The organism is Salinibacterium hongtaonis (assembly GCF_003065485.1).
Classification (GTDB): Bacteria; Actinomycetota; Actinomycetes; order Actinomycetales; family Microbacteriaceae; genus Homoserinimonas; species Homoserinimonas hongtaonis.
Genome location: NZ_CP026951.1, coordinates 710,372 through 734,606, shown reverse-complemented (window position 1 = coordinate 734,606; position 24,235 = coordinate 710,372). Strand labels below are relative to the sequence as shown.

25 protein-coding genes, 1 tRNA gene and 1 pseudogene are annotated in these 24,235 nt (G+C 64.7%); 12 read left to right on the top strand and 15 right to left on the bottom strand.

Annotation, left to right across the window (positions count from 1 at the left end; translation table 11 throughout):
- Nucleotides 1-79: 79 nt before the first annotated feature.
- Both C2138_RS03620 and C2138_RS03615 read right to left on the bottom strand, forming a co-directional pair.
- Nucleotides 80-946 carry a type II secretion system F family protein gene (locus C2138_RS03620; RefSeq protein WP_108515609.1) on the bottom strand — a complete coding sequence of 289 codons (867 nt, stop codon included), beginning with the start codon at nucleotides 944-946 and terminating at the stop codon, nucleotides 80-82.
- 14 nt (nucleotides 947-960) lie between these two features.
- Nucleotides 961-1,959: pseudogene (locus tag C2138_RS03615) on the bottom strand (TadA family conjugal transfer-associated ATPase); the annotation flags it as partial.
- A gap of 68 nt (nucleotides 1,960-2,027) precedes the next feature.
- Between C2138_RS03615 and C2138_RS03610 the strand changes: the two are divergent.
- The 5 genes from C2138_RS03610 to C2138_RS03595 all read left to right on the top strand — a co-directional run bounded on the left by C2138_RS03610 (nucleotide 2,028) and on the right by C2138_RS03595 (nucleotide 6,599).
- Nucleotides 2,028-3,602, top strand: a complete 1,575-nt coding sequence (locus C2138_RS03610; protein WP_108515606.1) for a recombinase family protein — start codon at nucleotides 2,028-2,030, stop codon at nucleotides 3,600-3,602.
- A gap of 32 nt (nucleotides 3,603-3,634) precedes the next feature.
- On the top strand, nucleotides 3,635-3,775 hold the full coding sequence (locus C2138_RS13595) for a hypothetical protein (RefSeq protein ID WP_159078132.1): 141 nt from the start codon (nucleotides 3,635-3,637) through the stop codon (nucleotides 3,773-3,775).
- Between the two features lie 776 nt (nucleotides 3,776-4,551).
- Nucleotides 4,552-5,637, top strand: coding sequence for a hypothetical protein (locus tag C2138_RS03605; RefSeq protein ID WP_108515604.1), 1,086 nt, complete (start codon nucleotides 4,552-4,554; stop codon nucleotides 5,635-5,637).
- A gap of 45 nt (nucleotides 5,638-5,682) precedes the next feature.
- Nucleotides 5,683-6,297 (top strand): hypothetical protein, encoded by a 615-nt coding sequence (locus C2138_RS03600; RefSeq protein WP_108515602.1) that lies wholly within the window; start codon nucleotides 5,683-5,685, stop codon nucleotides 6,295-6,297.
- The gene (locus C2138_RS03595; protein ID WP_108515600.1) at nucleotides 6,294-6,599 is read left to right on the top strand and encodes a hypothetical protein; all 306 of its coding nucleotides are present in this window, start codon (nucleotides 6,294-6,296) and stop codon (nucleotides 6,597-6,599) included. Before C2138_RS03600 ends, C2138_RS03595 begins: the two co-directional genes overlap by 4 nt.
- A gap of 185 nt (nucleotides 6,600-6,784) precedes the next feature.
- Here C2138_RS03595 and C2138_RS03590 read toward each other — a convergent pair whose 3' ends face one another.
- Entirely contained in the window at nucleotides 6,785-7,618 is an 834-nt protein-coding gene (locus tag C2138_RS03590) for a DUF4145 domain-containing protein (protein ID WP_108515598.1), read from the bottom strand.
- Entirely contained in the window at nucleotides 7,561-7,869 is a 309-nt protein-coding gene (locus C2138_RS13935) for a protein NO VEIN domain-containing protein (RefSeq protein WP_422395409.1), read from the bottom strand. The genes C2138_RS03590 and C2138_RS13935 overlap by 58 nt, the downstream gene beginning before the upstream one ends.
- Before the next feature lie 513 nt (nucleotides 7,870-8,382).
- Between C2138_RS13935 and C2138_RS03580 the strand changes: the two genes are divergently transcribed.
- The 5 genes from C2138_RS03580 to C2138_RS13585 all read left to right on the top strand — a co-directional run bounded on the left by C2138_RS03580 (nucleotide 8,383) and on the right by C2138_RS13585 (nucleotide 12,806).
- Nucleotides 8,383-8,790 (top strand): hypothetical protein, encoded by a 408-nt coding sequence (locus tag C2138_RS03580; protein ID WP_108515595.1) that lies wholly within the window; start codon nucleotides 8,383-8,385, stop codon nucleotides 8,788-8,790.
- A gap of 360 nt (nucleotides 8,791-9,150) precedes the next feature.
- Complete coding sequence (locus C2138_RS13590; protein WP_159078131.1) at nucleotides 9,151-9,306, top strand: hypothetical protein; 156 nt, start codon at nucleotides 9,151-9,153, stop codon at nucleotides 9,304-9,306.
- Between the two features lie 431 nt (nucleotides 9,307-9,737).
- Nucleotides 9,738-11,411: a restriction endonuclease subunit S domain-containing protein gene (locus tag C2138_RS03575; protein WP_108515593.1), complete on the top strand. Its 1,674-nt coding sequence runs from the start codon at nucleotides 9,738-9,740 to the stop codon at nucleotides 11,409-11,411.
- Nucleotides 11,408-12,547: a BsuBI/PstI family type II restriction endonuclease gene (locus C2138_RS03570; RefSeq protein ID WP_108515591.1), complete on the top strand. Its 1,140-nt coding sequence runs from the start codon at nucleotides 11,408-11,410 to the stop codon at nucleotides 12,545-12,547. Before C2138_RS03575 ends, C2138_RS03570 begins: the two co-directional genes overlap by 4 nt.
- 112 nt (nucleotides 12,548-12,659) lie before the next feature.
- Nucleotides 12,660-12,806: a hypothetical protein gene (locus C2138_RS13585; protein WP_159078130.1), complete on the top strand. Its 147-nt coding sequence runs from the start codon at nucleotides 12,660-12,662 to the stop codon at nucleotides 12,804-12,806.
- 390 nt (nucleotides 12,807-13,196) lie between these two features.
- Here C2138_RS13585 and C2138_RS03560 read toward each other — a convergent pair whose 3' ends face one another.
- The 4 genes from C2138_RS03560 to C2138_RS03545 form a co-directional block, all read right to left on the bottom strand.
- Nucleotides 13,197-13,640, bottom strand: a complete 444-nt coding sequence (locus C2138_RS03560; RefSeq protein WP_159078129.1) for a hypothetical protein — start codon at nucleotides 13,638-13,640, stop codon at nucleotides 13,197-13,199.
- Between the two features lie 172 nt (nucleotides 13,641-13,812).
- Nucleotides 13,813-14,103, bottom strand: a complete 291-nt coding sequence (locus C2138_RS03555; RefSeq protein ID WP_108515586.1) for a DUF1905 domain-containing protein — start codon at nucleotides 14,101-14,103, stop codon at nucleotides 13,813-13,815.
- Nucleotides 14,104-14,107: 4 nt separating this feature from the next.
- The gene (locus C2138_RS03550) at nucleotides 14,108-14,587 is read right to left on the bottom strand and encodes a GyrI-like domain-containing protein (protein ID WP_108515584.1); all 480 of its coding nucleotides are present in this window, start codon (nucleotides 14,585-14,587) and stop codon (nucleotides 14,108-14,110) included.
- 90 nt (nucleotides 14,588-14,677) lie between these two features.
- Entirely contained in the window at nucleotides 14,678-16,360 is a 1,683-nt protein-coding gene (locus tag C2138_RS03545; protein ID WP_108515582.1) for an MFS transporter, read from the bottom strand.
- 119 nt (nucleotides 16,361-16,479) lie between these two features.
- Here C2138_RS03545 and C2138_RS03540 point away from each other — a divergent pair.
- Both C2138_RS03540 and C2138_RS03535 read left to right on the top strand, forming a co-directional pair.
- A tRNA-Leu gene (locus C2138_RS03540) sits at nucleotides 16,480-16,561 on the top strand.
- Nucleotides 16,562-16,691: 130 nt separating this feature from the next.
- On the top strand, nucleotides 16,692-17,501 hold the full coding sequence (locus C2138_RS03535) for a DedA family protein (protein WP_108515581.1): 810 nt from the start codon (nucleotides 16,692-16,694) through the stop codon (nucleotides 17,499-17,501).
- Between the two features lie 41 nt (nucleotides 17,502-17,542).
- Here C2138_RS03535 and C2138_RS03530 read toward each other — a convergent pair whose 3' ends face one another.
- From C2138_RS03530 to C2138_RS03500, 7 genes are all read right to left on the bottom strand, one after another.
- Nucleotides 17,543-18,100, bottom strand: coding sequence for a HEAT repeat domain-containing protein (locus tag C2138_RS03530; RefSeq protein ID WP_108515579.1), 558 nt, complete (start codon nucleotides 18,098-18,100; stop codon nucleotides 17,543-17,545).
- A gap of 44 nt (nucleotides 18,101-18,144) precedes the next feature.
- Entirely contained in the window at nucleotides 18,145-18,801 is a 657-nt protein-coding gene (locus C2138_RS03525) for a metal-dependent transcriptional regulator (RefSeq protein WP_108518748.1), read from the bottom strand.
- 20 nt (nucleotides 18,802-18,821) lie between these two features.
- Nucleotides 18,822-20,066 (bottom strand): Nramp family divalent metal transporter, encoded by a 1,245-nt coding sequence (locus tag C2138_RS03520; RefSeq protein ID WP_108515578.1) that lies wholly within the window; start codon nucleotides 20,064-20,066, stop codon nucleotides 18,822-18,824.
- Nucleotides 20,067-20,106: 40 nt separating this feature from the next.
- Nucleotides 20,107-20,685, bottom strand: a complete 579-nt coding sequence (rdgB, locus tag C2138_RS03515) for an RdgB/HAM1 family non-canonical purine NTP pyrophosphatase (RefSeq protein ID WP_108515576.1) — start codon at nucleotides 20,683-20,685, stop codon at nucleotides 20,107-20,109.
- The gene (gene rph, locus C2138_RS03510; RefSeq protein ID WP_108515574.1) at nucleotides 20,682-21,410 is read right to left on the bottom strand and encodes a ribonuclease PH; all 729 of its coding nucleotides are present in this window, start codon (nucleotides 21,408-21,410) and stop codon (nucleotides 20,682-20,684) included. Before rph ends, rdgB begins: the two co-directional genes overlap by 4 nt.
- A 76-nt stretch (nucleotides 21,411-21,486) precedes the next feature.
- On the bottom strand, nucleotides 21,487-22,851 hold the full coding sequence (gene murD / locus C2138_RS03505) for a UDP-N-acetylmuramoyl-L-alanine--D-glutamate ligase (protein ID WP_199286566.1): 1,365 nt from the start codon (nucleotides 22,849-22,851) through the stop codon (nucleotides 21,487-21,489).
- Entirely contained in the window at nucleotides 22,838-24,205 is a 1,368-nt protein-coding gene (locus C2138_RS03500) for a MurL-like N-terminal domain-containing (RefSeq protein WP_108515571.1), read from the bottom strand. The genes murD and C2138_RS03500 overlap by 14 nt, the downstream gene beginning before the upstream one ends.
- Between the last annotated feature and the right edge of the window lie 30 nt (nucleotides 24,206-24,235).

The following is a 24,235-nucleotide window of genomic DNA, read 5'->3' as shown; positions in this document are numbered from 1 at the left end:
CTTCCCAACCGTGGGAGCCGACTCGCCAGGGTCCATAGCCCGACGCCGAGCGACAGACCACACAGAATCGCCCACGGCGTCACTGGAACCACCTCTGCTCTTCGGGCAGTCGCCCGATCGCGATCATCACTCGATATGCGATCAGCGTTATCGCGAAACCGCCGGCGATCAGAGCCATGCCCTCTGCGGAGTTGTAAGCCATTGCCGCCTCCGGGCGGGCAGCGAGCAGCACGAGCACGACCCAGGGCGCAATCGCCCCCAGACGCGCCGCGTTGACCACCCATGACTGCCGAGCCTCCACCTCGGCACGTATCGACGCCTCCTGTCGCAAGTACGCAGAGAGATTTCGCAGGATCGTGGTCAGGTCAGTGCCGCCCACCTCGCGGGACATGCGCAGAGTCTCGAGGATGCGGTCCGCAACAGGATCTGCGAGCCGGTCTTTGAGGCGATCGAGACTCCGCGAGAAGTTAGCGGTGGCACGGTAATCGGCCTCGAACTCCGAGAAGGCCGACCGGGTGAAAGCGGGGCCCACGCGAGACAGCGCCGAGACCCCATCGGCGAGCGAAAGTCCTGAGCGCACTGCCGAAACGAGGTGGTCGACAACATCTGGCCAGAGCGCCCTATGGCTGCGCCGCCGAGCGCGGGCCCGCCAGCTCACGACGACGGCGGGGATGAACGCCGTGGCAATAGCTGCGGCAAGACCCAGGGCAAGCACGGGCAGGAACGCCAACACGATCGCGCCAACCGCGAGCGCTGCAACAGCAGAGGCGACAATGAACTTCGCCGGAGTCACCGAGCCCAGCCCGGCGAGCGTGAGCTTCTCTGACAGTGACACCCATGGCACAGGATGCCGACCTCGACGCAGCTTCTCGCCAGCAGGCCAGAGAAAGGGTGAGACAGTGAGAAGTAGCCCACAGCCGAGCAGGGCTCCCAAAACTGCTGGCATGACTGAGCCATCCATCATGGTGTGTCTCCCCCGAACGTCGTTCGCGGCGGGGACGGCGGAATAGACGCAGAGAGCAGCTTGTGAGGCTGAGGAACCGGCGCATCGGTTCTCTCAAGACGGCCGCGGTTTCGCACGAAAAGCGAAACCGACCCGACGACCGAATCGGCCACCCTTCCCGTTGTGGCTGCGATCGAACCGATATGACGATGGCCGTCGTTCCCCCGCTCACAGTGCACCACGATGTCGATAACGGACGCGACCGTGGGCAGAACAAATGAGGAATCGATATTGCGGCCCGCGAGAAGAGGCAGAACGGCGAGTTTAGCCAGGGCATCCTGCGCGCTGTTGGCGTGGATGCTGCACGCGCCGGGAACTCCGGAGTTGAGCGCAATCAACAGATCGAGCGACTCCGCCTCGCGGACCTCACCCACAACGAGCCGGTCGGGCCGCATGCGTAGCGCTTCTTTAATCAGGCGGCGAAGGGACACCTCTCCGGCACCCTCGAGGCTGGGTTGGCGGCATTGCATCGAGACGACGTCCCTCGCTCGAACATCGAGCTCGAATGTCTCCTCGACAGTCACGACACGTTCGCTCGCACCAACCTCGGCCAGTAGGGCGCCCAACAGTGTGGTCTTGCCCGTGTGAGTTGCGCCGGAGACAAGAATGTTGTGGCCAGAAACCACGCACTGATGCAGAAACAGCGCTGCCTCGGCGGTGAGCGAACCCCGCTCCACCAGGTCTCCGAGCCGAGCGATGCGCTTCGTGAACTTGCGGATGTTGACGGCCCAGTCGCGCGTGACATCCGGGATCGCCACGTGGAGGCGGGAGCCGTCGGGTAGCGAGGCATCCACGAAGGGCGAGCTCAGGTCGACGCGCCTACCCGTGGACTGGAGCATCCGCTCGACCAGATCGCGCACCTGGGTCGCGGAGAGCGTGATTGAGGTGAGCTCGGCGACTCCGTCTCGGGCGACGAAGACGCGGTCGGGGGCGTTGATCCAGATTTCCTCGACCGTCTGTGCTGAGTAACGAGCAGCGCGACGACATCAGGCGGTCTCTTCAGCATCAACACGAAAGGACCGCCATGATAGACCCCACCTCGACCGCCCCCTCTCTCCTCGTCGACCTCTACGTCCGCCTGAGCATCGACAAGGAGGGCAAGGATTCTCTCGAGCGCCAGGAGGCCGATCTCCGCGCCTGGGCTGACCGCGAGGGTCTCGTCGTGCGCCGCGTCTGGCGAGACCGTGGAAAATCAGGCTACAAGGCAAGCGTCAAGCGCCCCGACTTCGATGCAGCCGTCGCCGCCGTCACATCCGGAGAGGTCGCCGCCCTCGCCGTCTGGAAACTCGACCGCCTCAGCAGACGAGGCGCGGGGCAGGTAGGCACCGTACTCGACGACGTCACCGCCGTGGGCGGGCGACTCCACTTTCTTAAGGACGGACTCGACTCCTCAGTCTCCAACAGTCGCATGCTTATCGTCATGCTGTCCGAGCTCGCCCGCGCCGAGAGCACCAACACCTCCCTCCGCGTACGTGCGAAGAAAGAGGCATCCCGGCGCGAGGGCAAGTACCTCGGCGGGGCTCGCCCGTTCGGCTGGCTCGTGACCGACGGGCAGAAGCTCCGCCGTCACCCCGACGAGGCCCCTATTGTCCGTGAGGCCGTCGAGCGGCTCCTCGCGGGAGAAACCATGAACGCCATATGCCGCGACTGGAACGCCCGGGGCATCCCAACCCGTCGCCGAGGCTCGCACTGGCGCGCGTCGACTCTTTCGGCAGCTATGCGCTCTCCCGTCCTCTCCGGACTCGTCCCAGAGCGCCGCGTCGAGGCGGATTCCGGCTACTGGGGCACCGACATCCGCCCTTGGAAGCACCCTGACACTGGCGAATCAGTCTCGCTCCTGGCCGAGGGTGAGTCCCCTATCGCCACTGAGGGCGAGCGCATGGCGCTCTTGCGCGAGCTCGACAGCCGTCTCCGCCGCTACGGGCGCGGGATGCGAGCCGTCAAGCAGCCCGAGTCATTACTCGGCGGACTCGTCGAGTGCGCGTCGTGTGGACGCACTGCCAACTCATTCGGAGGCTCCTACCGTTGCCGCCGTTGGCATGAGATTGGCGAGCCCTGCACGGCTCCTCTCAACGTCAGCCTCGGCACTCTGGAGCTCGCGGTCAAGCATGCATGGGCGCGTGGCTTGGCGGCGCTCGAGCCTGATGACCCCGTCCTATGGGCTGTCGCCGACCGTTGGCTCGCGAAGAACGACCCTGCTCCGATGCAAGAGCGCGACGAGCTCACGAAGCAACTCGCGACACTCCGAGCCCGCGTCAAGGACGTGGACAACGACCGCTATGTCCGAGGCTCACTGTCGGCAGATCGTCACGCCGCCCTCGCGCGGACATTGGAGGCTCACATCGCCGAGGTAACGCACCAATTGGCAGCGCTGCCCAAGCCAGACGCGGACCTCGCCGCGCTCCTGGACCCTGAACTATCTATCCCAGCTATCGAGTCGGCTTCTGCGCTGGAAGCGAGGGTGCTCCTCCGACTGGCAATCGACAGAGTCATCGTGGAGCCCGCCCCCTATCCCGGCGCGCGATTCCACGCCCACAAGCGCATGCGCATCGTCTGGGCCAACGAGAGCTCTATGGACGATAGCTCCGCCGCAAAGTGAGTACGGTGACCGGAGACGAAAGGCCACGATCGATGCAGCTAATCACGGAACGGGAGCGCATCGACTTTCTAGCGCGCACTGAGCCGGGCAAGACGCCGCTGGAGCTTGAGGAGCTCAGGGCCTCGGTATGGCCCGACCGGATGATCGACGAGGCCATTACTCTCGGTTGGTAGTCGGCGCGGTGTCGTCGCCGGGGTAGGGGTGAGGGCCCAAGTCCGCACCTCAGGTGACGGACGGTGTCCAAGTGACGGTCTCGTCACTGTCTATATTTCTTTCTCTTAGCGCTCTCTACTCTTCTACAAGTAATAGGGCGAGTAAATAGACCGTCACTCGGACACCTTCTGTCACCTGCCGCCCGTCCCATGGGCACCCGGGCGGTCTACTCGGTGTAGGGAGAAATAGCTGCATCCCCTAAGCACCTCACGGACCTCGTCACCGACGAGGTCCGCTTCTTTATCCCACCCGGCGTTACGTTGCGCCCCACGATTCCAGGCAAGGAGTCCCGTGACCTACATCGTCCAATGCGCCCATTGCGGAACCACCGCCGAACTCTCCCAACCTGGCCGCTTCTGCTCTCCGACTCACCGCGTCTATTCTCACCGGGACGCCCTCGCCGCCCAACGTCGTCGCCTCGCCGCAGACGCCGCGCGGGCACTCCGCTCCCGCGATCTAGCGGAACTCGAACAGGTCGCCCAACGCACAGCGACGCTCCTAAGCCGCGCGGGCTGAACGCATCGGGTCTCCCTCTCACGGGCAGATACCGCCTCCCAGGCGGTCTTATCCGCGTCACCATAAAGCGCCTACTAGGCGCTCCCTCTCAGTTGTCGTCCTGGCGGACCACATACCTCGAGCGGCCCCGGGCTCAACGCCCGACGGGGCCGCTCTTGTCTCCGCCCAGCGACTCAATCCCACTCGAGCGACCGCCAGCGCTCTCCACGAAACGACACCGATGACTACCTATTTCGACGCTCTCGCGGCGTTCACGTTTCCGACCATAGACCCGCCCGTCTATCGCACTCAGGACGTGCGCCGCCACCACCGCTACGCCAAGCACCTCCGCGACGAGCTGGACGAGCTCCACCCCGTTTACATGCCATCCCCGGTGACGATGGCTGAGCTTGTTGCTAAGCCGATACTCGAGGCCCACCTCGGCACCATCTACCGCCGCCCAGGCGGCAGGCTCTACACCGCCGACGGTGAGCAGGTCACCAGCGGCGAGCGCCCGACGATCCTCCGCGAGGCGCTCGCCGCGCTCCCGCCGCGCCCGGATCTCGCCCACGACTCGGCCTATGTCGGCGTCCACACCTTCGCCAATTACGAGCACAACCGCGACTACTGGCGCGACTACACCAAGCTCGTCGCCCAGGCTGCCGCAAGAGAGGGCATCTTCCCCGCCCAGCCCACGGCGTCCCCGGCCCCTCGCCCCGAGGCTCTCGCCCCCGCCGAGCTCAAGGCACGCCAGCGCGAGCGCTCTCGCGCCACCGAAACGGCAACCGCCCGCTCCGCCCTCTTCTACTTCCTAGCCCCCCATAACGAGGACGCCCTCGAGCCTGGGTCCCGCCACGTCGCCCGCGACCTGTACGAGCTCGCCCTCCCGCTCATGGAGGAGGCACTCGCCATGCGGGACGGCCTCTCTCCCGAGGAAATTGCTGAACAAGTCGACGACGACGGCTTCCCCGAGCTCGTGCGCCTCCCTGGACCGCGCACCTTCTACGCCGTCGCCGATGAGCTCCTCGGCGCTCGCCATCGCGGCGCGCAGGGAGTTCAGACCTACCGCATTCCCCTCCCCGTTACTGCCCTTGAGGAGCACCCAGTGAACGCCGCCGACATCCGCACCCACGCCGACGCCTGGCGCGAGCTTGGCGACGCCCGCGCCTATGCCGCCGACGAGCTCGAGCGCGAGCTCAGCCTCATCGAGCGTCAGCGCGAGTTTCTCGCGTCCGGCGACCTCGGCGGCGCTCTTGCCGTCCACGCCAAGCGCCACGGCACGGGCGAGCTCATCGAGGCATCCCACCGCTTCTCTAAGACTGCATAGACCTCCGGCGCTGAGCAGCGCCTCCACCCCAACGAAAGGCACGCCATGACCACGACCCCCTCCCCTGACTTCGCCACCCTCAGGCTCCCGAGCGAGCCCCCCTCCTACGGAGCCGACACGCGTCCGCCCGCCCCGCCCTGGCTCATCACGGCGACGCCCGGCGCTGACGAACTCGCCACCGCGTTCGAGAAGGCCAAGACCGAGGCACAAAAAGCGATCCAGAACGAACGGAAGACCACCGACGCCTTCCGCGCCGCCAGCAACCCCAACAGCGGCGAGTGGGAGCCGAACATCGACGTGGAGTATGACCGGTGGCGGCAGCTCAAGGCGAAGAAGGGCGATGCCACCGCCCGCGTCCGCAGCGCGAGCCAGCCGGTTAAGCGCACCTGGCACGCACTCCGTGACCACCTTGCCGACAGCGCGGAAGCACGAGCCGAGGCCAACCGTGTCGCCGCCGAACGCCACGCCGAACTCGTGGCAGCTATCGACGCCCTCGACGCTGCCATCATCACCTTCGGCGACGTCGACCGCCTCGTCCCGACCAAGTACGCGCGCCAAAGCGGAGCGCTTCTCTACACTCTCGGGGCCGACCTCGCCAAGGCGTCGCGCGAGTTTCGTGCGCTCGTCGCGCCCAAGCGCTGGACCAGGGTGAGCGCATGACCATTCACGACGAGAAGCTCCTCGCCTCCATCGTCGCCGACACGGTCGCCAAGCATCCACTTCCGGCGCAGTACACGGACCTCGAACCGAGCTCCCGCGACTACGTCGAGCGGATGGCGCGCCACGCTGGGGAGACGCCGGAGGCGTACTACTCGCGCTCCCGGAAACGTAGCGACCTCTCGGCCAGCGACCGGTATAGCGCGCAGATACGCGACGAGAGCGAGCGCCGCGCAGCAGTCCAGAAGCTTGCCGACGACCTCGGCGACATCGACAACATCCTCGGCGACCGCGCCGAGTACTAGCCCGCGAGGTCGCCTTCCCTCGCGGCTCCGGTCACCCGCCCCTTTCACCGGGCCCGGAGTGGTCGCGGCATCCTGGGATGTATGCGCGGCGACCGAACCATGCCGGGGTGTCCACCGGCATGTCCTCGGGCCCGTCCTCCTCTGCCTCCTTCTCGGGCGTCGAGTCGAGGGCGGGCCCACTCCAATCAGTCTCGCTTCTTACCCGCTCTTTCGGCAGCCTCGCGCTTGGTCTCCGGTATCAAGGCGTAGAGCTCATCTGAACGCTTCGGACGCGTTATGAGCTCCTCGACGAGCTCATTGATCGCCCCGAAAAAAGTCTCCGCGAGCTCACCGTCCTCATCGCTGAGATACACAGTGATTAGGTCATCGTCGTCGCTATGGAGCGCATCGTTGCCCACGACGCGGAGGGCCGTCAGTACCTTCCAGAGGCCATCGTTGATGCGGCCCCGGAGCTCGCCCACGCGGGTGTTCAGGTCTCGGCGTTGACTTGGCTCAAGGTCGACTTCCTTGAGCAGCGACTCAAGCGCGGCCCGCGCCAAGGCCGCAGCCGCCCTGCGCGATCCCGCTAGGACGGCGGCGGCCTCACGATAAAGTTGCCGCGCTGCATCGGGCATATCCGGATGAGGCGCTGGAACGCCTACCGTCGTTCGCGGGAAGATCAACTCCGAGTCACGCCACACGGCCATTCGCTCGCACGAAGGGCACAAGGTCGCTGTCCATTTCGGCCCGCTGACGCCGGACGAAGCAGCGACAATGTTCGTTCCGGACACACTGAAGATGTGGCTTTCATCCCTGAGCTCCACTGTTGTCTGCATACGCGCCACCTGCGCCGTGATCTTCAGATCTTGCCGGATGTGGTAGCTAAACGCCCGGCAGGCGTCATAAGGACAGGCGAACCGGTCGTCATCGCCCCAGACCGCAACTACTGAACTCATGTCCGCAGTGTAGGGGACGGTCCCCCTCATTGGAGGCGATGCAAGAAAACCGTCGGCGTCAAGGTGTCGTCGCTCGGCGCCCATGGGGCCCAGACGCGCGTGCGTCCTCCCGATGTGCTCACTTTCCCTGCGTTGTCCGTCTCTAGATGGATCTGATCCACGACGTAAAGCTCCGTATGTGGATGCTGATGGGCATGCGAGACTTCGTTCCGCGTCAGGATTACGGAGTTGAGAACACGCGTCGAACCCTTGACCTCGATGTGGAGCTCTGTGCCATTCAGCCTGACTAGGAGATCATACGGCTTGCCTAGCTCGAGTATTTCCTCAGCGCCCATTGCTTCGTAGTGCGTTACCGCCGCCTCAACCGCGTGCCTTTCGATGGCCCGCCGCACCACCGAGTCCACGACGTATCCTTGCCCCGCTTCAACAGGCACGGCCACATTGCGCACATATTCGGCTGGCAATGTCTCGCTTCGCAGTCCCCACTGCCCGTGACCTAGCCCCGCGACGGAATAGAACGCGTCTGTCTGGCTCGCTATATATGCGGAGGAATCAGAGGACGACTGCTGAATGGTTCGTCGGATGATTTCCTTCCATGAGTTCGGTAGGTGTTGCCGCCGAGCAGCTACTTCGGCGTAGATCTCGTCGTACGCCGCTTGTCCCCCCAGAGTGCGAAGCGCCTCAATGATCGATTCCCTCCATGACGTCATGGAGGAACACTACCTGGGGGCCCCTCCCCCCTGCCCCCTCGCTCAAGCCCGGGGAGGCATAGCGTCTCCGATCGCCTGCGTAAGCGGGTTCGTTCTAGGCACATCACTACTTTCCTCATCTACTCACGCAGATGCCCCATGCGCATCACCCTTTTTTTCCTCGAAAGGCCACCCCTTGACCTCCCCGAACACCTCACCCCCGACCGCTACGAGGGACTCCCCTCGACCTGGAGCGACTCTGCCCGCGAAACCTATGTTCAGATCGAAGAGGAAGCCCCGAACCTCACCGCAGCGCAGCGCGCCGCGACCTACGAAGCCGTGTCACTCCTCGCGCTCGCCGACGAGGTCGCCAAGGCCATCGATGAGCACGGCGTAATGACGACCGGCTCTCAAGGTCAACTAGTGGTGAATCCCGCCGTGTCCGAGGTCCGCGCTCTCCGGCGCGACGCCCTTGCAGCACTTCGCGCCATCGGTGTGGGCACCAAGATCGCCACCGCCTCCCTGGCAGGCTCTGCCCTTGCAAGTAAGCGCTGGGCGAAGCGATGAGGCCACGTCAGCCCGCCGAAACCGACGTTGTCCTCCGCCCGAGCATCGGCGCACGGAGCATCCCCGCGCTCTCCGCTCCGGCGTCTTGCGAGGTTGCCGACTTGGAACGCATCGCGCACGAATACGGACAGACACACAGCAGGGCAACAGACGTAACCACTCCGCGACTGGCGCTCGCGGCGTTCGCCGCCCTGACCCGCCATGCGGGCCTCGTCGCACGGCCCACCGGCTCTGGCCGCTGGACCTCACAGCCGCCCGCACCCGGCGTCGAGGCGGCCCGCTCCCGTCTTGGCTGCCCAGAACCATCGATGTCCACCGCCCCGGTGATATCCACTTCCCCCGCACCCTTCTAGGAGCCCCATGGAGTTCATCCACCACATCGAGGTTCCCCTCGGCGAGCCTGTCGTCATCCCGGCAACCACCATTCACATCACGCACGACGAGCGCGGAGCCGAGACCGGCTACCTCCGCGAGTTGGGCCCCGGCTCCCAGCACTCCCCGGGCGTCGCCAAGTGATCGCCGCCGACAATCGCTTCCGCAACATCGCCACGGCGCACGCGGACGCAACTTTCGCTCTCCTCGACATCGTGCGGGCGGCGCGCGTAGTGGAGTGGGAGCCGTCAGTCGGTTCCAAAGCGACTAAAGCGACAGGCATTGCCGACCCGACTGGGGAGGCCGCCACCTCCGCGACCGGCCTCGAGGTCCGCGCCCGCGTCAGCCACTGCGGACTTTCGCCGCACGGCCGCAGAGGTCGAGACGGCGTTTACTCTCCACACCGATCCCTACCCGCGAGACTCCACGCGCATTCTCGTGTGACCCCAAAGCCCCCGTGCCGGTTTATTCAGGCGCGGGGGCTTTTTGTGTTTCGACCTAGCCCCGCATGACAGCGCCGACGGTCCCTCGGCGAGGCTCGAAAAAATGTCCGCGGCGCGAGATATCGTGGTCCCATGAATCCAGCCCACGCCCTCGTATCGCGGGCGGGCTCGATTAGCATTCCTGCCGCCACGATCAAGAATCTCGGCGCTTGGTGGCGAAAGCGAGTGGCGCTTGCGGGTCTTCCCACCCAGTTCGGCGACCTCCGTTTCGCTGTCGAGGCTCAGCCCCCGGAGCCGCTCGACGAACTTAATGGCGACGACAGCATCCTCGACCCTTGGCAACTCGGCTCCGAGTACGTCGGCGCACTCGACGCCGCCGAGCGTGCCCTTCATGGTCGCCACTACACCCCTCAGGATCTGGCAGAGCACCTGTGGGCCATGACTCGCAAGGCGATGGGCTTCGGCGTCGACGACCGCGCGCTCCCTGGCCTTCTTCGCGACCCTGCCGTCGGCGGCGGCGCCCTACTTATAGCGCCGCTTCGCGAGCACCTCCGGGCCAGTTCGCCCGTCGACCCCTCGCTCGTATTGAGCTCGCTTCCGAATTTCATCGAGGGCATAGATAACGACCCCTGGGCCGTGTATCTCGCGAACGTTGTACTGGCGGCGGAGATGCTCCCCACCCTCGCCCGCGTCCCCGCTTCGCTCCGACGCCCGCTCCCCTCGCTCGTGCGCGTCGGCGACGGACTAGACCCGGACCTCACGCCTGCGCACTCGTGGATTCTCAACCCGCCATATGGTCGACAGAAGCTGTCACCCGAGCGCCGCGCCCAGTTCGCCGACACCCTCTATGGTCACGCCAACCTATACGGGCTGTTTATCGCCTCCACAATCGGCAAAACCGCAAGCGATGGCGCCGTCGGCGCGCTCGTGCCCACGTCATTCTCGGCGGGTCTTTACTTCACCCGCCTCCGCGCCGAGCTCGGCAAGCGGTCGCCTCTCCGCAGCCTCATGTTCGTGCATGAGCGCGATGGTGTTTTCGGTGGGGTTCTCCAAGAGACTTGCCTCGCCGTATTCACTCCCCGAGTGTCTCGACGTACGACCATCACACGCATAAACGGCCACGTTTCTGCGGTCGCTAAGGTCCCGACGCCCCGCTCTGGCGAGCCGTGGCTAATCCCCCGCGAATCCCGCGACGCCGTGACTGCCGCAGCCGCTTCGTCCCTCCCACTCACGCTCGGTGACGTCGGATGGCGTGCTTCGACGGGCCCGCTCGTGTGGAACCGGCGCCGCGACGACCTCCACACGCGCAAGGCCAAGAATCGAGCCCGGATCGTATGGGCTGCGGACATCGAGGACGGCACTGTGCGCCGCGCCCGCGCCCGGGACTCGATGCGCTATCTGGCGCTTACAACCGCGAGCGACACCACTGTCATGCGCCTTACCGAGCCCGCCGTACTCGTCCAGCGCACGACGGCACCTGAGCAGACACGGCGCCTCGTCGTCGCTCATCTCACAGACGTAGACCTCCTCGCGAACGACGGTGCAGTTGTCGTGGAGAACCATGTCAATGTGCTCCGACCGACGCATGACAATCCCCTCCTCTCGCACGCTACGCTCGCGCGCGTGCTCGCTTCACCTACGTTCGACCGCCTCATGCGCTGCATCTCCGGCTCGGTCGCTGTGAGCGCATACGAGCTCGAGGCCCTCCCGTTTCCCGCAGCCGACGTCCTCCGCGGGTGGGACGAACTCGGCGACGGCCTCGAGCAAGCCATCGAGGCTGCATATCGTACGGCGGCGCGCGAATGACCGTCTACCTTCCCGTTGTCGACGTTGCTATCTGCGCCGAGCGGCTTGAACTCATCTTCCCTAAGACGGCGTTCGACGCTGCGCTCAGTAATCCAGGAGCGGCTGCCAGTGCTGCCGCGATGCTCTATCTCGGTGCTGTCTGGGACGATGCGACTACTTCCCCGGATCAGCGATGGTTGCGCCCTTCTATGGTGATGTGGCTCAACGACGGCGACTTCGAGCACGACACCATCGATGAGCGCGAAGCTTGGTACGACGCCGCGCGACGAGGTAAGAAGTTCGTCATCGAACTCCTGGCGTCCCGCGGCGAGACCTTCGATCCCCGCTACTCCGACAACACTCGCGAGGGCCCCCGCGACGAGACCTGGCCGCAGTGGCGTGAGTTCGGCGCGATCATTTATCGCACGGACGTCTCGACCACGTATCCCGGCCCCCGATGGATTCTCAGCCGCGACTTCGCCGCCCTCTTCGATCCGCGCCTCGAGGGCGACCAGCTCCGCGCCGCCGCGGACGCATGGGCCGAGGCTCACTTGTCTACAGCGGGCCGGATGCGAGCCCTCAGCGCCCGCGAGCTCTCCCGCCGCGAGCATGCCGTCACTGTCACCCTCCCAAGCGGCGAGCGCCGCCTCCTCGAGCCAGGCGGCGCCTCGCACATCCTCAAGGGCGTGATTGAAGAGTGGGCGAAACGCAAGCTCCGCGAGCCCATGGTGCTGAGCGTCTCCGAGCCCGGCGACAAGGTCTACCTCGTCGATGCCGCTCGCCTTGCATCCGTGGGACTCCGCATCGACCCAAGCCGGGTACTTCCCGACGCGCTACTAGTCGACGTCGGGGCCACGCCCATCCAATACTGGATCGTCGAAGCGGTGTTCAGCGATGGCGAGATAAACGAGCGACGCAAGGCGGACCTCCTCGCTTGGGCAGTCGAACAGGGCATTGACCCGCTTGAGTGTCGCTTTCTTACGGCGTTCGCTTCCCGCAACTCAATGCCCGCCCGCAAGCGACTCAAAGATCTCGCCGCGGAAACCAGCGCCTGGTTCCTTGACGAACCTGACTTTGAGCTCCAGTGGACGCGCATGGAGCCGATGCAACTCGCTGAGCTTGCTCCGGTAATACCGATTCGAAAAGCGAACGAGTAGCCTTCCCTGTTACCCCACCGACTCTCGCAGAGCGGAGTCTCGCGCATGCTACGCGCGTACCGGTCTGACGACGACGAAGTCGTGGTCATCGCCGACCCGCAACAATGAATGCATGGGCCGCAAGAGCATCGGCGCCTCAATAGCCGAGCGCCCAGCGACAGAGACCCTTCAGGAATCAGTCCAGACTGCTGCCTTCAGCGCCGCCCTAGCGGCTCAGAAAAGCTGGCACCCCATCATCCGGTCACGGCAGGCACTCTAACGTCGTACGCGGCGGAATGACGCGCCATGCAAAGCGCTCTCGGCGAGCTCGACGCCAGAGAATAAGTGGGGCTGCGCGCTGTCGATAAGCACCGGGAGAATCAACCCGCTACCTGCTGGCGCGCTCCGCTGCCCCCGCTAAGGCGCGACTTAGTGCATCCTGTACGTCAATGCCCAGCGCTTCCACCACAATCAAGCCGTCAGCGCCGCCCTCAACATCGGCTAGTGCCTTGACAGGGTCAGCCAAGGCCCCCGCCCAAAGTGCGACTCGTGGACCGACAACGTCAACGTCCGGCATCGGTCTCGCCCCGTCCCGTGTTGCAGCCGATACAGATACGGGCCCCTCAACGCGAAGAGCCACGGTGAGAACGGTCGCTCAGCGTCCTAGCGGCTAGGACTGAGCCTGCGATGCAGAGCGGGCCTGGATGAGGTAAGCACCCAGGCCCGCCCTGGTCACAGCAATAGAAGAGGGCCCGTGGCCCTTCCCCTGCGTCGCTGGCGAAGTGGACCTAGTGCCAGACCGGCCCCGCGTCCACCTAGTGTTAATGTTGGAACCTCGGCACATGGAACGCACATCCTCGATGTTCGGGTCATCTAGGAGATGCTGGAGCGGCCCCAACCCGGCGATGCTTGCGAGCACCTCGCGGGCGACCTGCGTTTCGTCCCCCAACGGGGGAAGGATGCCGGCGAGCGCACGCTCGCTGTAGTCGCGCACCTCCTCCCGCACTACCCGGCCAACCGCATCCGGGTCGAGCCTCAGCTCGTCTCGCCCCGCGCCCGCCGCCCGCACTCGGTCACGTACGCGCTCGGTGATGATGCTGACGGCTTGGGGCATGCGGCCATCTTGGGCGAGCGGCATCGAGCCTCGCTCAGGTTTTCCACAGGCGCGGGCCTCTCAGGGGCCTCTCGGGGCCGCCATCCGCTGAGGGGGCCCAAATGTGGCTTAGTCGGGGCCGCGAAGACTCATTTCGGACCCCTCGGCCGAAGTCGGGCGCGAGCCGCGCGAGCTACGTGAGCCGGCGCTCCAGCTGCACCGTGACGGTGTCACCGATGTCCTTGCCGAGCTGCTTGCGCAGCTTGGCACTCACGGAGAGCATGTGGCCACCGGTTCCCGTAACCATGAGGCCCACGTTCGGAAGAGCGATTCCGTCGACCAGAGCATCCACTCGCACCGCGCGCTTCGTGTTAAAGAGCTCGGCCGAGTTGGGAATCTGCACGCACGACCACATGTCGCCCTTGACCTCGACCCCGATCGGAGCAGTGAAGGTGAGGTCGAGAACCACCGGGAGTGATGTCATGAGGCTAATCCTGCAGCAACCATGTGATTGCGGTGCGCATGTCGGCCGGGTCGGCCTCAGGCGTCGGCATCGTCACATACGACTCCCACATAACCTGCGCCGGGGTGAGTGAGCGCTCCGTCATCCACTCCAGCAGGCGGCTGTAGGCGTCGGCGAGGCCGTCATACGAGCCGATGTGTACTGCGGTGACCGCCTGGCCGGTCGGCAGCCACAGCGAAGTGACGCCCTCGGCAGGGTCAATTTCGGATGCGATGGGGAACCCGGCAGCGATGTCGGCGGTCTCCCCCGGCGCACCGAAATAGACCGCGACTGCGGGGCCCACGATGGCAACATCCTGCTTGGCCAGCACCTGAGGCACGGTGGCAAACACGCGATCGAAAAACGAAACCATCTGGTTCATGGGCACAACGTCGTGGATGACCCCGACCAGCGTCGGCGGCACCTCAACAATCTTGGGGCCGACCTCGTCCGACTCCTGCTGCATCGCTGCTCCTTCGCATCCCAATCCCCGAGCGAAATCTAGGCCCAGTTGCTGCAAGGCAACAGAGAACGCCCTATCGTCGCCTCGGCCCGGTCAGTCCGACCCGGCCGGGGTGGTAGCCGTCTCTGCCTCGTCTTCGTCGCTGCGCACCCGCGGCAACGCAAACGTCGCTAGCAGCCCCAGAAATACGACGCCCGCCGCGCTCAGCATCGTGATGCGAGCTGCCGAGACCATCGACTGCTCGGCCGCCCGCTGGACGTCGTTGGCGGCCTCTGCCGCGGCCTCCGGCGAGACACCAGGAACCTGCGTGAGCTGATCTTCGACCACAGCGGAGATCTCAGGAATTGCGGCACCCGCCGACTCTTCAATCGCCGTCACGAGACCGCTGCGCGATTCCTGGGGGATGCCGTCGACATCGTCAAGAGCACTGGAGAACATCGAGCCGAGCGATGTGACGAGGAGCGAGCCCAGGATCGCGATGCCGATCGCCGAACCCACCTGACGGAAGGTGCTCTGCAGACCAGATGCCTGCCCTGACTGCTGCACGGGAACGTCGATGAGTATCACACTCGTGAGCTGAGCGGTGGCCATGCCAACTCCGGCGCCATAGAGAAACAGCCATCCGGCGTAAACCCACGTATTGGTGTCGAGGGAGATAGTGACCCCCAGGCCGATGATGGCGATGACCTCAAGCGCAAGGCCGAGCCGTACCACCCCGCGGGCACCCAACCGGCGGGTGAGCGCCGGCGTTCGTGCCGAAATAATGAACGTGCCGAGGGCGAGCCACACGATGAGGATTCCCGTGTCGAGGGCACTGAGCCCCAGACCGCCCTGCAAGAAGAGCGGCAGGGCATAGAGGAGGCCGAACTCCCCCAGCGACACGACGAGGGCCGCGATGCTTCCGAAGCTGAAACTACGGATGTGCAGAAGCGAGAGATCGAGCAGCACAGGCTTGTCAGCGCGCCCCCGCGCCCGTTCGACCAGCACAAAAATCGTGAGCAGGATGATGGCAAGCGCGAATGCGAACGGCACGGGAGAAACCTCCAGGCCCCAGGGAACGCCGAGTACCTCGATTCCCTCTTTCGCCTCCCACCAGCCGTAGCGCAGGCCTTCGATGAGGCCGAACACGAAGGCTGCGAGACCGATGGAGGACAGCAGAATTCCGGCAAAATCCAGGCCGCGCCGGGCATGAACGTCGCGCGTCTCACGCAAGAACATGCCAGCGCCGATGAGCACAATGATCACGACGGGAACGTTGATAAGAAACGCCCAGTGCCAGCTGAATGCGGTGGTGAGCCATCCGCCAACGAGCGGACCGACCGCGGCCATTCCGCCAATCGTTCCGCCCCAGACGGCGAAGGCAATTCCGCGCTCGCGCCCGACGAAGAGTGTGTTGATCGACGAGAGCGCCGTCGGCATGATCATGGCCCCGCCGACACCCTGAATGAGTCGGGCGAAGATGAGGGTACTGGCGGTATCGCTGAGAGCGGCGAGAACGCTGGCGATGCCGAAGACAACGACGCCGATGATGAACAGCTTCTTGCGGCCGTACAGATCGCCCACCCGGCCAGCGGTGATGAGCAGCGCGGCGAAGACCAGCGCATAAATTGAGTTCATCCACTCGGCATCGGAGGCGGTAAGCCCGAGATCTTGGATGATCGTGGGTACCGCGACATTGACGACCGTCGCGTCCATGATGATGAGCGAAACCGCCAGCGAGATGAAGGCTAGGGCCTTCCACCGGCGGGGATCTGCGGTCACCTGTTCGGTGCTCATCTGCTACCTCTCGTTCCCTGGTGCCGGATGCCGACACCTTGTCGGTATCATACACCTTCCCGGATTTCAGGTTGCGGCAGGCACGCTGGGTTAACCACCCACTAAACTGATTTACGCCCGCGGGAGTGGTGAAATTGGTATACACGCCAGATTTAGGTTCTGGTGCCGGAAGGCGTGAGGGTTCAAGTCCCTTCTCCCGTACTCAGCAACACGCGTTAAGAAACAGGCTGGCGACTCGAATCTCGATGGACTTGGTGATCCGACGGCAGCCAGTATTCTGGATTGGCGTCGATAGGCGCTACTACCGCCGAACGACGGAGTCACCCGCTTGATGCTTGAAGCCCACACCCTCGCAGCCCAGGTTGCCTCAGCCCAGCTCCCCTCTGCGCTGATCCCCTGGCTCGACCCCGAGCTCATCATCAACAGCGCCGGTTCGTGGGCCTTGCTCGTCGTGTGCCTCATCGTGTTCTCAGAAACAGGACTGCTCTTCGGCTTTCTCCTGCCGGGAGACACACTTCTGATCATCGCCGGGCTACTCACCCACACGGTTTTCGTCTTCGGCCTCGACATCTGGTGGGTCGGCATCCTCATCGCACTCGCAGCGTTCCTTGGCGGCGAAGTCGGCTACCTCATAGGCCACAAGTTCGGCCCAAGCATCTTCGAACGCAAAGAAAGCGGGGTCTTCAGCCGCGAGAACGTGGAGCGCACGAACGCGTTCTTTGCCCGCTTCGGCGGCCTCTCCGTGATTCTCGCGCGCTTCGTGCCCATTCTGCGCACATTCGTGCCGGTCGCCGCCGGAGTCGGCCACATGGACTACCGCAAGTACTCGCTCTATAACTTGATCGGCGCCGTCATCTGGGGCTTCGGGCTGACCTATTTTGGCTTTCTTATCGGCTACATTCCGCCCGTTGCCGACTTCGTCACCGAGTACATCGACGTCATTCTGCTCAGCGCAGTGGCAATCACGCTCATCCCGACCATCTGGCACTACGTTCAGTCGAACCGCAGGGCGAAGAAGGCACGACTTGCTGGCCTCGCACCACTGTCGCAAGACGAGATCGTGCTCGACCCGGCCTACTTCGACCAGGACCCCAGCAATGACCCCGACAAGCAGTCAGGCTCAGAGGCTAAGCCCGAGTAGCGCCAAGCCTGAGTAGCGCTAAGCCCGAGTAGCCGAGGCTGCTACTCCAGGCGGGCCGCGAGCTCCTTAAGGGATTCGCCCGCGGCGCGGCGCACATCCTTATCGGGATCGCGCAGCATCCGTCGCAGCGGCTCTTCACTCTCCGCCGTGCCGATTGCGGCGAGGGCGCGTGCAGCAGCGGCCCTGACCCGAGGGTTCTCGTCGGTCGTCCTGCGCTTGAGCAAAGACTCGTCCCCGATGCCGCGCTCAGCGCACACCTTGAGGCACATCTCTCGCACGCGCCATGCTCGATTATCGACGCCGCGCACAACAGCGGCCTCCGCAGAGTCGTCCCACACGTGTAGGAGGGCGCGGGCACCCCAGAGCTCCGGCCAGTACAGCGCGGGAGCGCCATCGAGCAGCCCCTGAGCATGCCGACCGCCAACGTAGAGCAACACGTCTTCGCCTTCGTTACGCCCCTCAAGTAGCCCAATTGCGCGCTGGGTGAAGGCGGCCTCGCCAAAGCGAGCCACGGCCTGCGCGATGCGCTCGGGCAGCGGTGCGTCAATCGGAACGGAAGATTCGGTGGGCTGCGAAGAATCGCTGGGTGTCTCATTCATGGCACCCTCAACGCTAGTGCAGACGGATGCCCTGCAAACCTCAGCTAGGCAGACACCCAGATCGCCGATGCGGCCTCATCGCCCAGATCGAGCTCTGCGGCTCCGAGGCGTACGGTGAGGGAACCGCCGAAGGGCTTGCGCCCAACCACCACCACATCCGAATCGACGGCCACACCTTCCGCCGCCAGGTGTCGCAAAAGCATGGGGTTTCTATCGCTGATGCGCAGCACCCGGCCAACGTGACCTTCCGGAGCCTGCGCGAGCGCAATCGCGTCGGGAATCGTCACCGACCCATCCGGGGCGGGAATCGGGTCGCCATGCGGATCGCGGCGTGGTCGGCCGAGCTGCTCGTAGATCGCGTCGAGCAATCGGTCGGAGATCGCGTGCTCCAGAACCTCCGCCTCGTCGTGCACCTCGTCCCAGCCATAGCCGAACGACTCGACAAGCCATGTCTCGATGAGCCGGTGCCTCCGCACCATTCTTACTGCCAGCATCCGCCCCTCATCCGTGAGAGTTACAGCACCATACGGAACGTGGTTAACGAGGTCGGCGGCCGCGAGCTTCTTGACCATTTCGGTGACAGAGGATGCCGCAAGCCCCAGCCTGGCTGCAAGCGCTGAGGGTGTTACCGGTGCGTTCTGCCACTCCGTGTAGGCATAAATCGTCTTGACATAGTCTTCGACCACAGAGGTCGCCGGCATGCCCTTTTTCGCGGTGCTCACTATGCACCCCCCATCAGTGTCAACACGATCAGCGTAACGTTGAGCGCCACAACGAGCACCACGACGAGCCCGAGCGCCCAGTTGACTAGCGGTCGGTTGGCCGCGTCGCCCATCACCGTGCGGTCGCTCGTGAGCTTGAGCAGTGGCACGAGGGCGAACGGGATGCCAAAGCTCAGGAAAACCTGGCTGATGACGAGCGCCCAGGTCGGGCTCACTCCTATGGCCAGGATGATGAGCGCGGGAATCATGGTGAGCACCCGTCGGCTGAATACCGGGATGCGCCAACCGAGCAGCCCCTCCATGATCGTCGCACCCGCATAGCTGCCGACCGCCGTGGAGGCTAGACCGGAGGCAAGAAGCCCTATGGCGAACACGAGGCCGATTGCGGGTCCAAGAGCAGATTCGATGGCGGCATGGGCCCCCTCAATGGTGTCGGTGCCGTCCACTCCCCGGAGGTTTCCCGCCGCGAGCAGGAGCATGCCGATGTTGACCACTCCTGCGATCGACAGGGCGATGATCACGTCCCAGCGCGTGGCCCCGAGCAGGCGTTTGCGGTCGGCCGCATCCCGTGCTTTGCCGTGTCGGTCTCGAGCGAGGGCGGAATGGACATAGATGGCGTGCGGCATAACCGTTGCGCCAAGCATGCTCGCGGCGAGCAGTACGGACTCCGCACCGTCGAAGCGCGGGATGAGGCCTTCGAGCACTGCGCCGCCATCGGGAGGGCTCACGACGAGGCCCGCCAAGAATCCCACCGCGATGATCGCGAGGAGGCCTACGATCACAAACTCGAACGGTCGCTGCCCGTGACGGGTCTGCAAAGCGAGAAGGCACATTGAAATAGCGCCGACGATCAGTCCGCCCCAGAACAGCGGCAGGCCGAACAAGAGGTTGAGGGCGATAGCTCCACCGATGACTTCGGCGAGATCGGTCGCAACGGCGACCAGTTCCGCCTGGCCCCAGAAGAGTCGCCGCTGAGCAGGGCGCATGCGCTCCCCTAGCAGTTGCGGCATTGTTCGCCCCGTGACGATGCCCAGCTTGGCCGACTGATACTGAACGAGCGCTGCCATGAGGTTTGCTGCAACGAGCACCCACACGAGCATGTAGCCGAAGGCGGCTCCGCCCGTGAGGTTGGCGGCAACATTGCCGGGATCGACATAGGCGATTGCGGCGACGAAGGCCGGGCCAAGCAAGAAGATACCGCGGGCAGCGCTCTTTCGACCCTCCGGCAACACTGATTTCGGCATGCCGAAATCCTAGACCCTAATGCGGGACGAGCGCCATGATCTAGATCAGATACTCTCTCACCTGCGGCAGCAGCGCCGTGAACGCCCTCGACCGGTGACTAATCGCATTCTTCTCGTCGGCTGAGAGCTGGGCCGATGCAACATCCAGCCCCTCTGGCTGAAAGATTGGGTCGTAGCCAAACCCTCCGTCGCCCGCCGGCGCCTGCAGAATCGTGCCTTTCCATACGCCGACCTCGACGAGTTCAACGTCGTCATTCACGAACGCCGCGGCGCACATGAAGTCGGCGGCACGGTTCTCTGAATCCCCCAGATTCTTGAGCAGCAGACGGTAGTTGTCGGCGTCGTCGCGTGTGCCGGCATAACGAGCAGAATGCACGCCGGGCGCGCCGCCTAAGGCCTCGACGCAAATGCCGGAGTCATCGGCGATTACGGGCAGCCCCGTGTGGCGGTGAGCAGCGCGAGCCTTGATCAGCGCGTTGGCGGCAAAGGTCTCGCCGTCTTCGACGGGCTCCGGGCCGTCGTAGGCGACCAGCTCGATTCCCTCGAGGAGCGTGCCGAGAATGCGGCGTAGCTCGACGACCTTGTGCGCGTTATGCGTCGCGAGCACCAGCGTGGTCACGCGAGGGCTGCCTTCTGGGCTTCAGTGAGCTGCGCTGTACCGGCAAGTGCGAGATCCAGAATGGAATCGAGTTCGCGGCGATCGAACGGCGCACCCTCGGCGGTTCCCTGCACCTCAACGAAAAGCCCGCGACCGGTCGCGACAACGTTCATGTCGGTCTCCGCCCGCACATCCTCGGTGTAAGCCAAATCGAGCATGGGTGCTCCGTCGATGATGCCGACAGAGACAGCGGCGATGCTGTCAACGAGCGGCACGGCCTTCTGGGCAATGAACTTGTTGGCGCGGCCCCACTCGAGCGCGTCGGCGAGGGCAACGTAAGCGCCAGTGATCGCGGCGGTGCGGGTGCCGCCGTCGGCCTGCAAAACATCGCAGTCGATGACGATCGTGTTCTCTCCCAGTGCCTTCATATCGACGACGGCCCGCAGGCTGCGGCCGATGAGGCGCGAGATCTCGTGGGTGCGTCCGCCGATCTTTCCCTTGACCGCCTCCCGGTCGGAGCGGCTGTTCGTCGCCCTCGGCAGCATGGAGTACTCGGCCGTGACCCAGCCCTTGCCCTTGCCGGTCATCCAGCGCGGAACACCGTTAGTGAAGGATGCCGTGCAGAGAACCTTGGTGTCACCAAAGCTGACGAGGCAGCTGCCCTCCGCCTGCTTGCTCCATCCGCGCTCGAAGGTCACGGGGCGGAGTTGATCGTTGGTGCGGCCGTCGAGGCGGAGTTCAGTCATGAAACCAATCCTCCCACGAGGCGCCGACGCTGCCGCAGCGCCTCAACGAGGCCGGCGCTGCGCCTGCGCCGCAGTCTTAGCGGGTCGTCTCGATCGCATGCCTAAAGTCGGCTGCGCGCTCCGCGTAGTTCGCATAGAAGCCGTAGCTCGGTGCCGCCGGCGACAGCAACACGATGCCGCCGCGGGGAGTGAGCGCCCGGGCCTTTCGCACAGCATCGCCCATATCTGCAGCGACGGCGACGGGCTGAGCCTCTGGCATCATCTCGGTGAGGTGCGCGCCACTGCCAGGCAGCCCGATGACAGCGCAGATCGGATGCTCCGCGACGTAGTCAATGAGGGGGGCGTAGTCGACCCCGCGATCCTGCCCGCCAACGAGCAGCGTGAGGGGCGCAGGCGCAAACGCGCGCATCGCCTCGATCGCAGCATAGGGACTCGTCGACAGCGAGTCGTCGACGAAGGTGATGCCAGCGGCATCCGGGATCTCTTCTAGCCTGTGCTCGAGCGGGTGGAATTCCGCGAGCGCCTGGGCAACGGCCGGGGCGTTATCGAGAATCGAATAGCCGTTAGCGTCAAGGGCAGCAAGAGCGAGGCATGCATTCGTAGCGTTGTGGTCGCCGCGCAGAGGCAGAGCGCTCCTCTCGAACAGTGCGATCTCGCCGTGGCGGAACCATCCGTCGGCCACATGGAACGACTGAGGCAGACCGACGGGCTCGTATTCGAGCTCTTCGAAGCGGCGGCGGATCTGGTCGACTAGGCGCGGATCGAGTGCATTCAGAATCACGGCGCGCGGACCGTGGGCGACGATGTTGAGTTTGTCGGCGTAGTAGTCGTCTTCGCTGCCGTGCCAATCGAGGTGTTCGGGAAACAGTGACGTGAGCACGACGGTGGCGGGCGACACGGTGAGCGCCGAGCACTGGTAACTCGAAAGCTCGACCACATAGCGGGGAGCAGGCGGCATCGCGAGCAGAGGCAGCCCAATATTGCCGCCAAGAACGACGTCACCAACCAGCCGCGCGGTGAGGTGGTGGATGAGGCTGCTTGTGGTGCTTTTTCCCTTGCTGCCGGTAACTCCGATGGTCGACGCTGCGTGCTCGGCGAGCCAGAGGCTGGTGCCGCTCGTAACGACGACCCCTGACTCACGCATGCTTCGCAAGAGAGGGTGATGCTTGCTCACGCCGGGAGAGGCAATCACGACGTCGATGCCGCCGGGGCTCTCTCCGACAACGACGGGGATGCGCTGACCCCAGGTGTTTCGCCACGCGTCGACGGAGTCGCCTTCTGCATCGTTATACGCGATTGCAGATGCCGCAATGCCGTCGACAGCGTCAGCAATGGCGCGACCCTCCTTGCCCGTGCCGACGATGAGCACGCGGCGACCGGCCAGCGACTGAACGCCGCGGTCGTCGGAACTCGACTTAGCTGGAGCGTCACTCAAGGGCACGCCGCGCCTCTTCATAGAGCGGTGGCACGGCGACCGCCGGGCGATCTTCGAAAAGCGCTCGCTCAATATCCGCGTCGCCTTGGGCAATTTCGGGCGAGTCTGCGACGAGCGCGCGAACGACCGCAGCCTCTCGCCAGTCATCCGACCGGGCGGCGTGGCTGAGTGCCACGGTCGATTCGGCTTCTTCGCCGACGCACTCCCACGGCTTGTGGTTGCCGAGTCCGAGAAGCGAACGGAAACCGTCGATCAAATCCTCGTTGTCGAACATGTCGACCCCCACGATGCCCATGAGTCGTTCGCGCGACATGAATGGCGAGAAAGCGAGAAAGACAAACTGGCACTTGGCGCATTCACCGCACCACCCCGGCTCCGCTCCGCTGATGCGGAACGCCCGGTTGCAACTGACAATCGAGGTGTCGTAGCCAGCAGTCTGGGCGAACTTGCGGGCGATGCGCAGCTCAGTAAAGGGGCGCAACAGGGAGAAATAGCCACCCCTCTCCCCCGTCTGCGCTTCGATCGCCGAGGCGAGCAGAACCTCAGCGTCGAGACTCTTTGACCATTGATGGTTCACGGGGACGCCGTCCCACATCATGGTTGCCTCTGCCGCAGAACTCTCGTTCGACATGACGACGGGGCCGAGCCCGAGCAGTTTCGCCTGAGCAACGGCGATGAGCGACACCATCGCGGTAACGGGAACGTGCCCGTTGAGAGCTCCCGAGGCATTTGCCTCAAACAGAGCAGGGTCGAGGATGCGGCGGGCCGAGACAAACGGGAGCCCGCTTGCGGAGGCCACGCGCTGCATAACGACGTTGGGATTCACGGAGAACTGGGTGACGTCGAGGCCCACATAACGCATCGACTCGACCGAGACCACGGAGTCCTTGCCGCCGCCGAGCGGAACGAGAGGCCGGTTGAGCCGATCCTGGGCAATCTCTTTCGGCTCGTCAACCCGCGCAAGTGGCCGAGATACCGTGATGTCGACGTCGAGCAGACCAGGCAGGCCTGCGCGGTAGGCGAACTCCCCCAGCCCGAAGTGGATCGCATCACGCAGAAACGCGACGCCCGGCTCCGCAAGACCGTCGACGGCGATCTCATAGCGGGGTGGCGCTGCTGCCTTGTAATAGCTGAGCCCGAGTACAGCGCCGAGCAACGGCAAGACGGATGCTGCGGAATCCCAGTCAGCGTCGCCGTCCTCCGGCAACGCAAAAACAATGCGCTCCGCAAAGTCGCGGGGCGCGGGCCCATTGAGGCGGTAATGAAAGACGACCTCGCCGGTCTCGTCCGTGCGCTCGATGTTCACAAAGCTGAAGGAGTCGAACCCAGCGGGGTCAAAGGCGAGGCTACGATTCGGCACAACAGATCCTAACCCGCCCCCTCGGTAAGC

Bases quoted from the DNA above. Each gene is read 5' to 3' on its own strand.
- C2138_RS03605 (WP_108515604.1), top strand. From the start codon at position 4,552: ATGACTACCTATTTCGACGCTCTCGCGGCGTTCACGTTTCCGACCATA.
- C2138_RS13585 (WP_159078130.1), top strand. From the start codon at position 12,660: ATGGGCCGCAAGAGCATCGGCGCCTCAATAGCCGAGCGCCCAGCGACA.
- C2138_RS03580 (WP_108515595.1), top strand. From the start codon at position 8,383: ATGCGCATCACCCTTTTTTTCCTCGAAAGGCCACCCCTTGACCTCCCC.
- C2138_RS13935 (WP_422395409.1), bottom strand. From the start codon at position 7,869: ATGGGCGCTGAGGAAATACTCGAGCTAGGCAAGCCGTATGATCTCCTA.
- C2138_RS03575 (WP_108515593.1), top strand. From the start codon at position 9,738: ATGAATCCAGCCCACGCCCTCGTATCGCGGGCGGGCTCGATTAGCATT.
- C2138_RS03600 (WP_108515602.1), top strand. From the start codon at position 5,683: ATGACCACGACCCCCTCCCCTGACTTCGCCACCCTCAGGCTCCCGAGC.
- rph (WP_108515574.1), bottom strand. From the start codon at position 21,410: ATGACTGAACTCCGCCTCGACGGCCGCACCAACGATCAACTCCGCCCC.
- C2138_RS03620 (WP_108515609.1), bottom strand. From the start codon at position 946: ATGCCAGCAGTTTTGGGAGCCCTGCTCGGCTGTGGGCTACTTCTCACT.
- C2138_RS03530 (WP_108515579.1), bottom strand. From the start codon at position 18,100: ATGAATGAGACACCCAGCGATTCTTCGCAGCCCACCGAATCTTCCGTT.
- C2138_RS03590 (WP_108515598.1), bottom strand. From the start codon at position 7,618: ATGGGCGCCGAGCGACGACACCTTGACGCCGACGGTTTTCTTGCATCG.
- C2138_RS03545 (WP_108515582.1), bottom strand. From the start codon at position 16,360: ATGAGCACCGAACAGGTGACCGCAGATCCCCGCCGGTGGAAGGCCCTA.
- C2138_RS03595 (WP_108515600.1), top strand. From the start codon at position 6,294: ATGACCATTCACGACGAGAAGCTCCTCGCCTCCATCGTCGCCGACACG.
- C2138_RS03555 (WP_108515586.1), bottom strand. From the start codon at position 14,103: ATGACATCACTCCCGGTGGTTCTCGACCTCACCTTCACTGCTCCGATC.
- C2138_RS03535 (WP_108515581.1), top strand. From the start codon at position 16,692: ATGCTTGAAGCCCACACCCTCGCAGCCCAGGTTGCCTCAGCCCAGCTC.
- C2138_RS03520 (WP_108515578.1), bottom strand. From the start codon at position 20,066: ATGCCGAAATCAGTGTTGCCGGAGGGTCGAAAGAGCGCTGCCCGCGGT.
- C2138_RS03560 (WP_159078129.1), bottom strand. From the start codon at position 13,640: ATGCCCCAAGCCGTCAGCATCATCACCGAGCGCGTACGTGACCGAGTG.
- C2138_RS03550 (WP_108515584.1), bottom strand. From the start codon at position 14,587: ATGCAGCAGGAGTCGGACGAGGTCGGCCCCAAGATTGTTGAGGTGCCG.
- C2138_RS13590 (WP_159078131.1), top strand. From the start codon at position 9,151: ATGGAGTTCATCCACCACATCGAGGTTCCCCTCGGCGAGCCTGTCGTC.
- C2138_RS13595 (WP_159078132.1), top strand. From the start codon at position 3,635: ATGCAGCTAATCACGGAACGGGAGCGCATCGACTTTCTAGCGCGCACT.
- C2138_RS03570 (WP_108515591.1), top strand. From the start codon at position 11,408: ATGACCGTCTACCTTCCCGTTGTCGACGTTGCTATCTGCGCCGAGCGG.
- C2138_RS03525 (WP_108518748.1), bottom strand. From the start codon at position 18,801: ATGCCGGCGACCTCTGTGGTCGAAGACTATGTCAAGACGATTTATGCC.
- C2138_RS03610 (WP_108515606.1), top strand. From the start codon at position 2,028: ATGATAGACCCCACCTCGACCGCCCCCTCTCTCCTCGTCGACCTCTAC.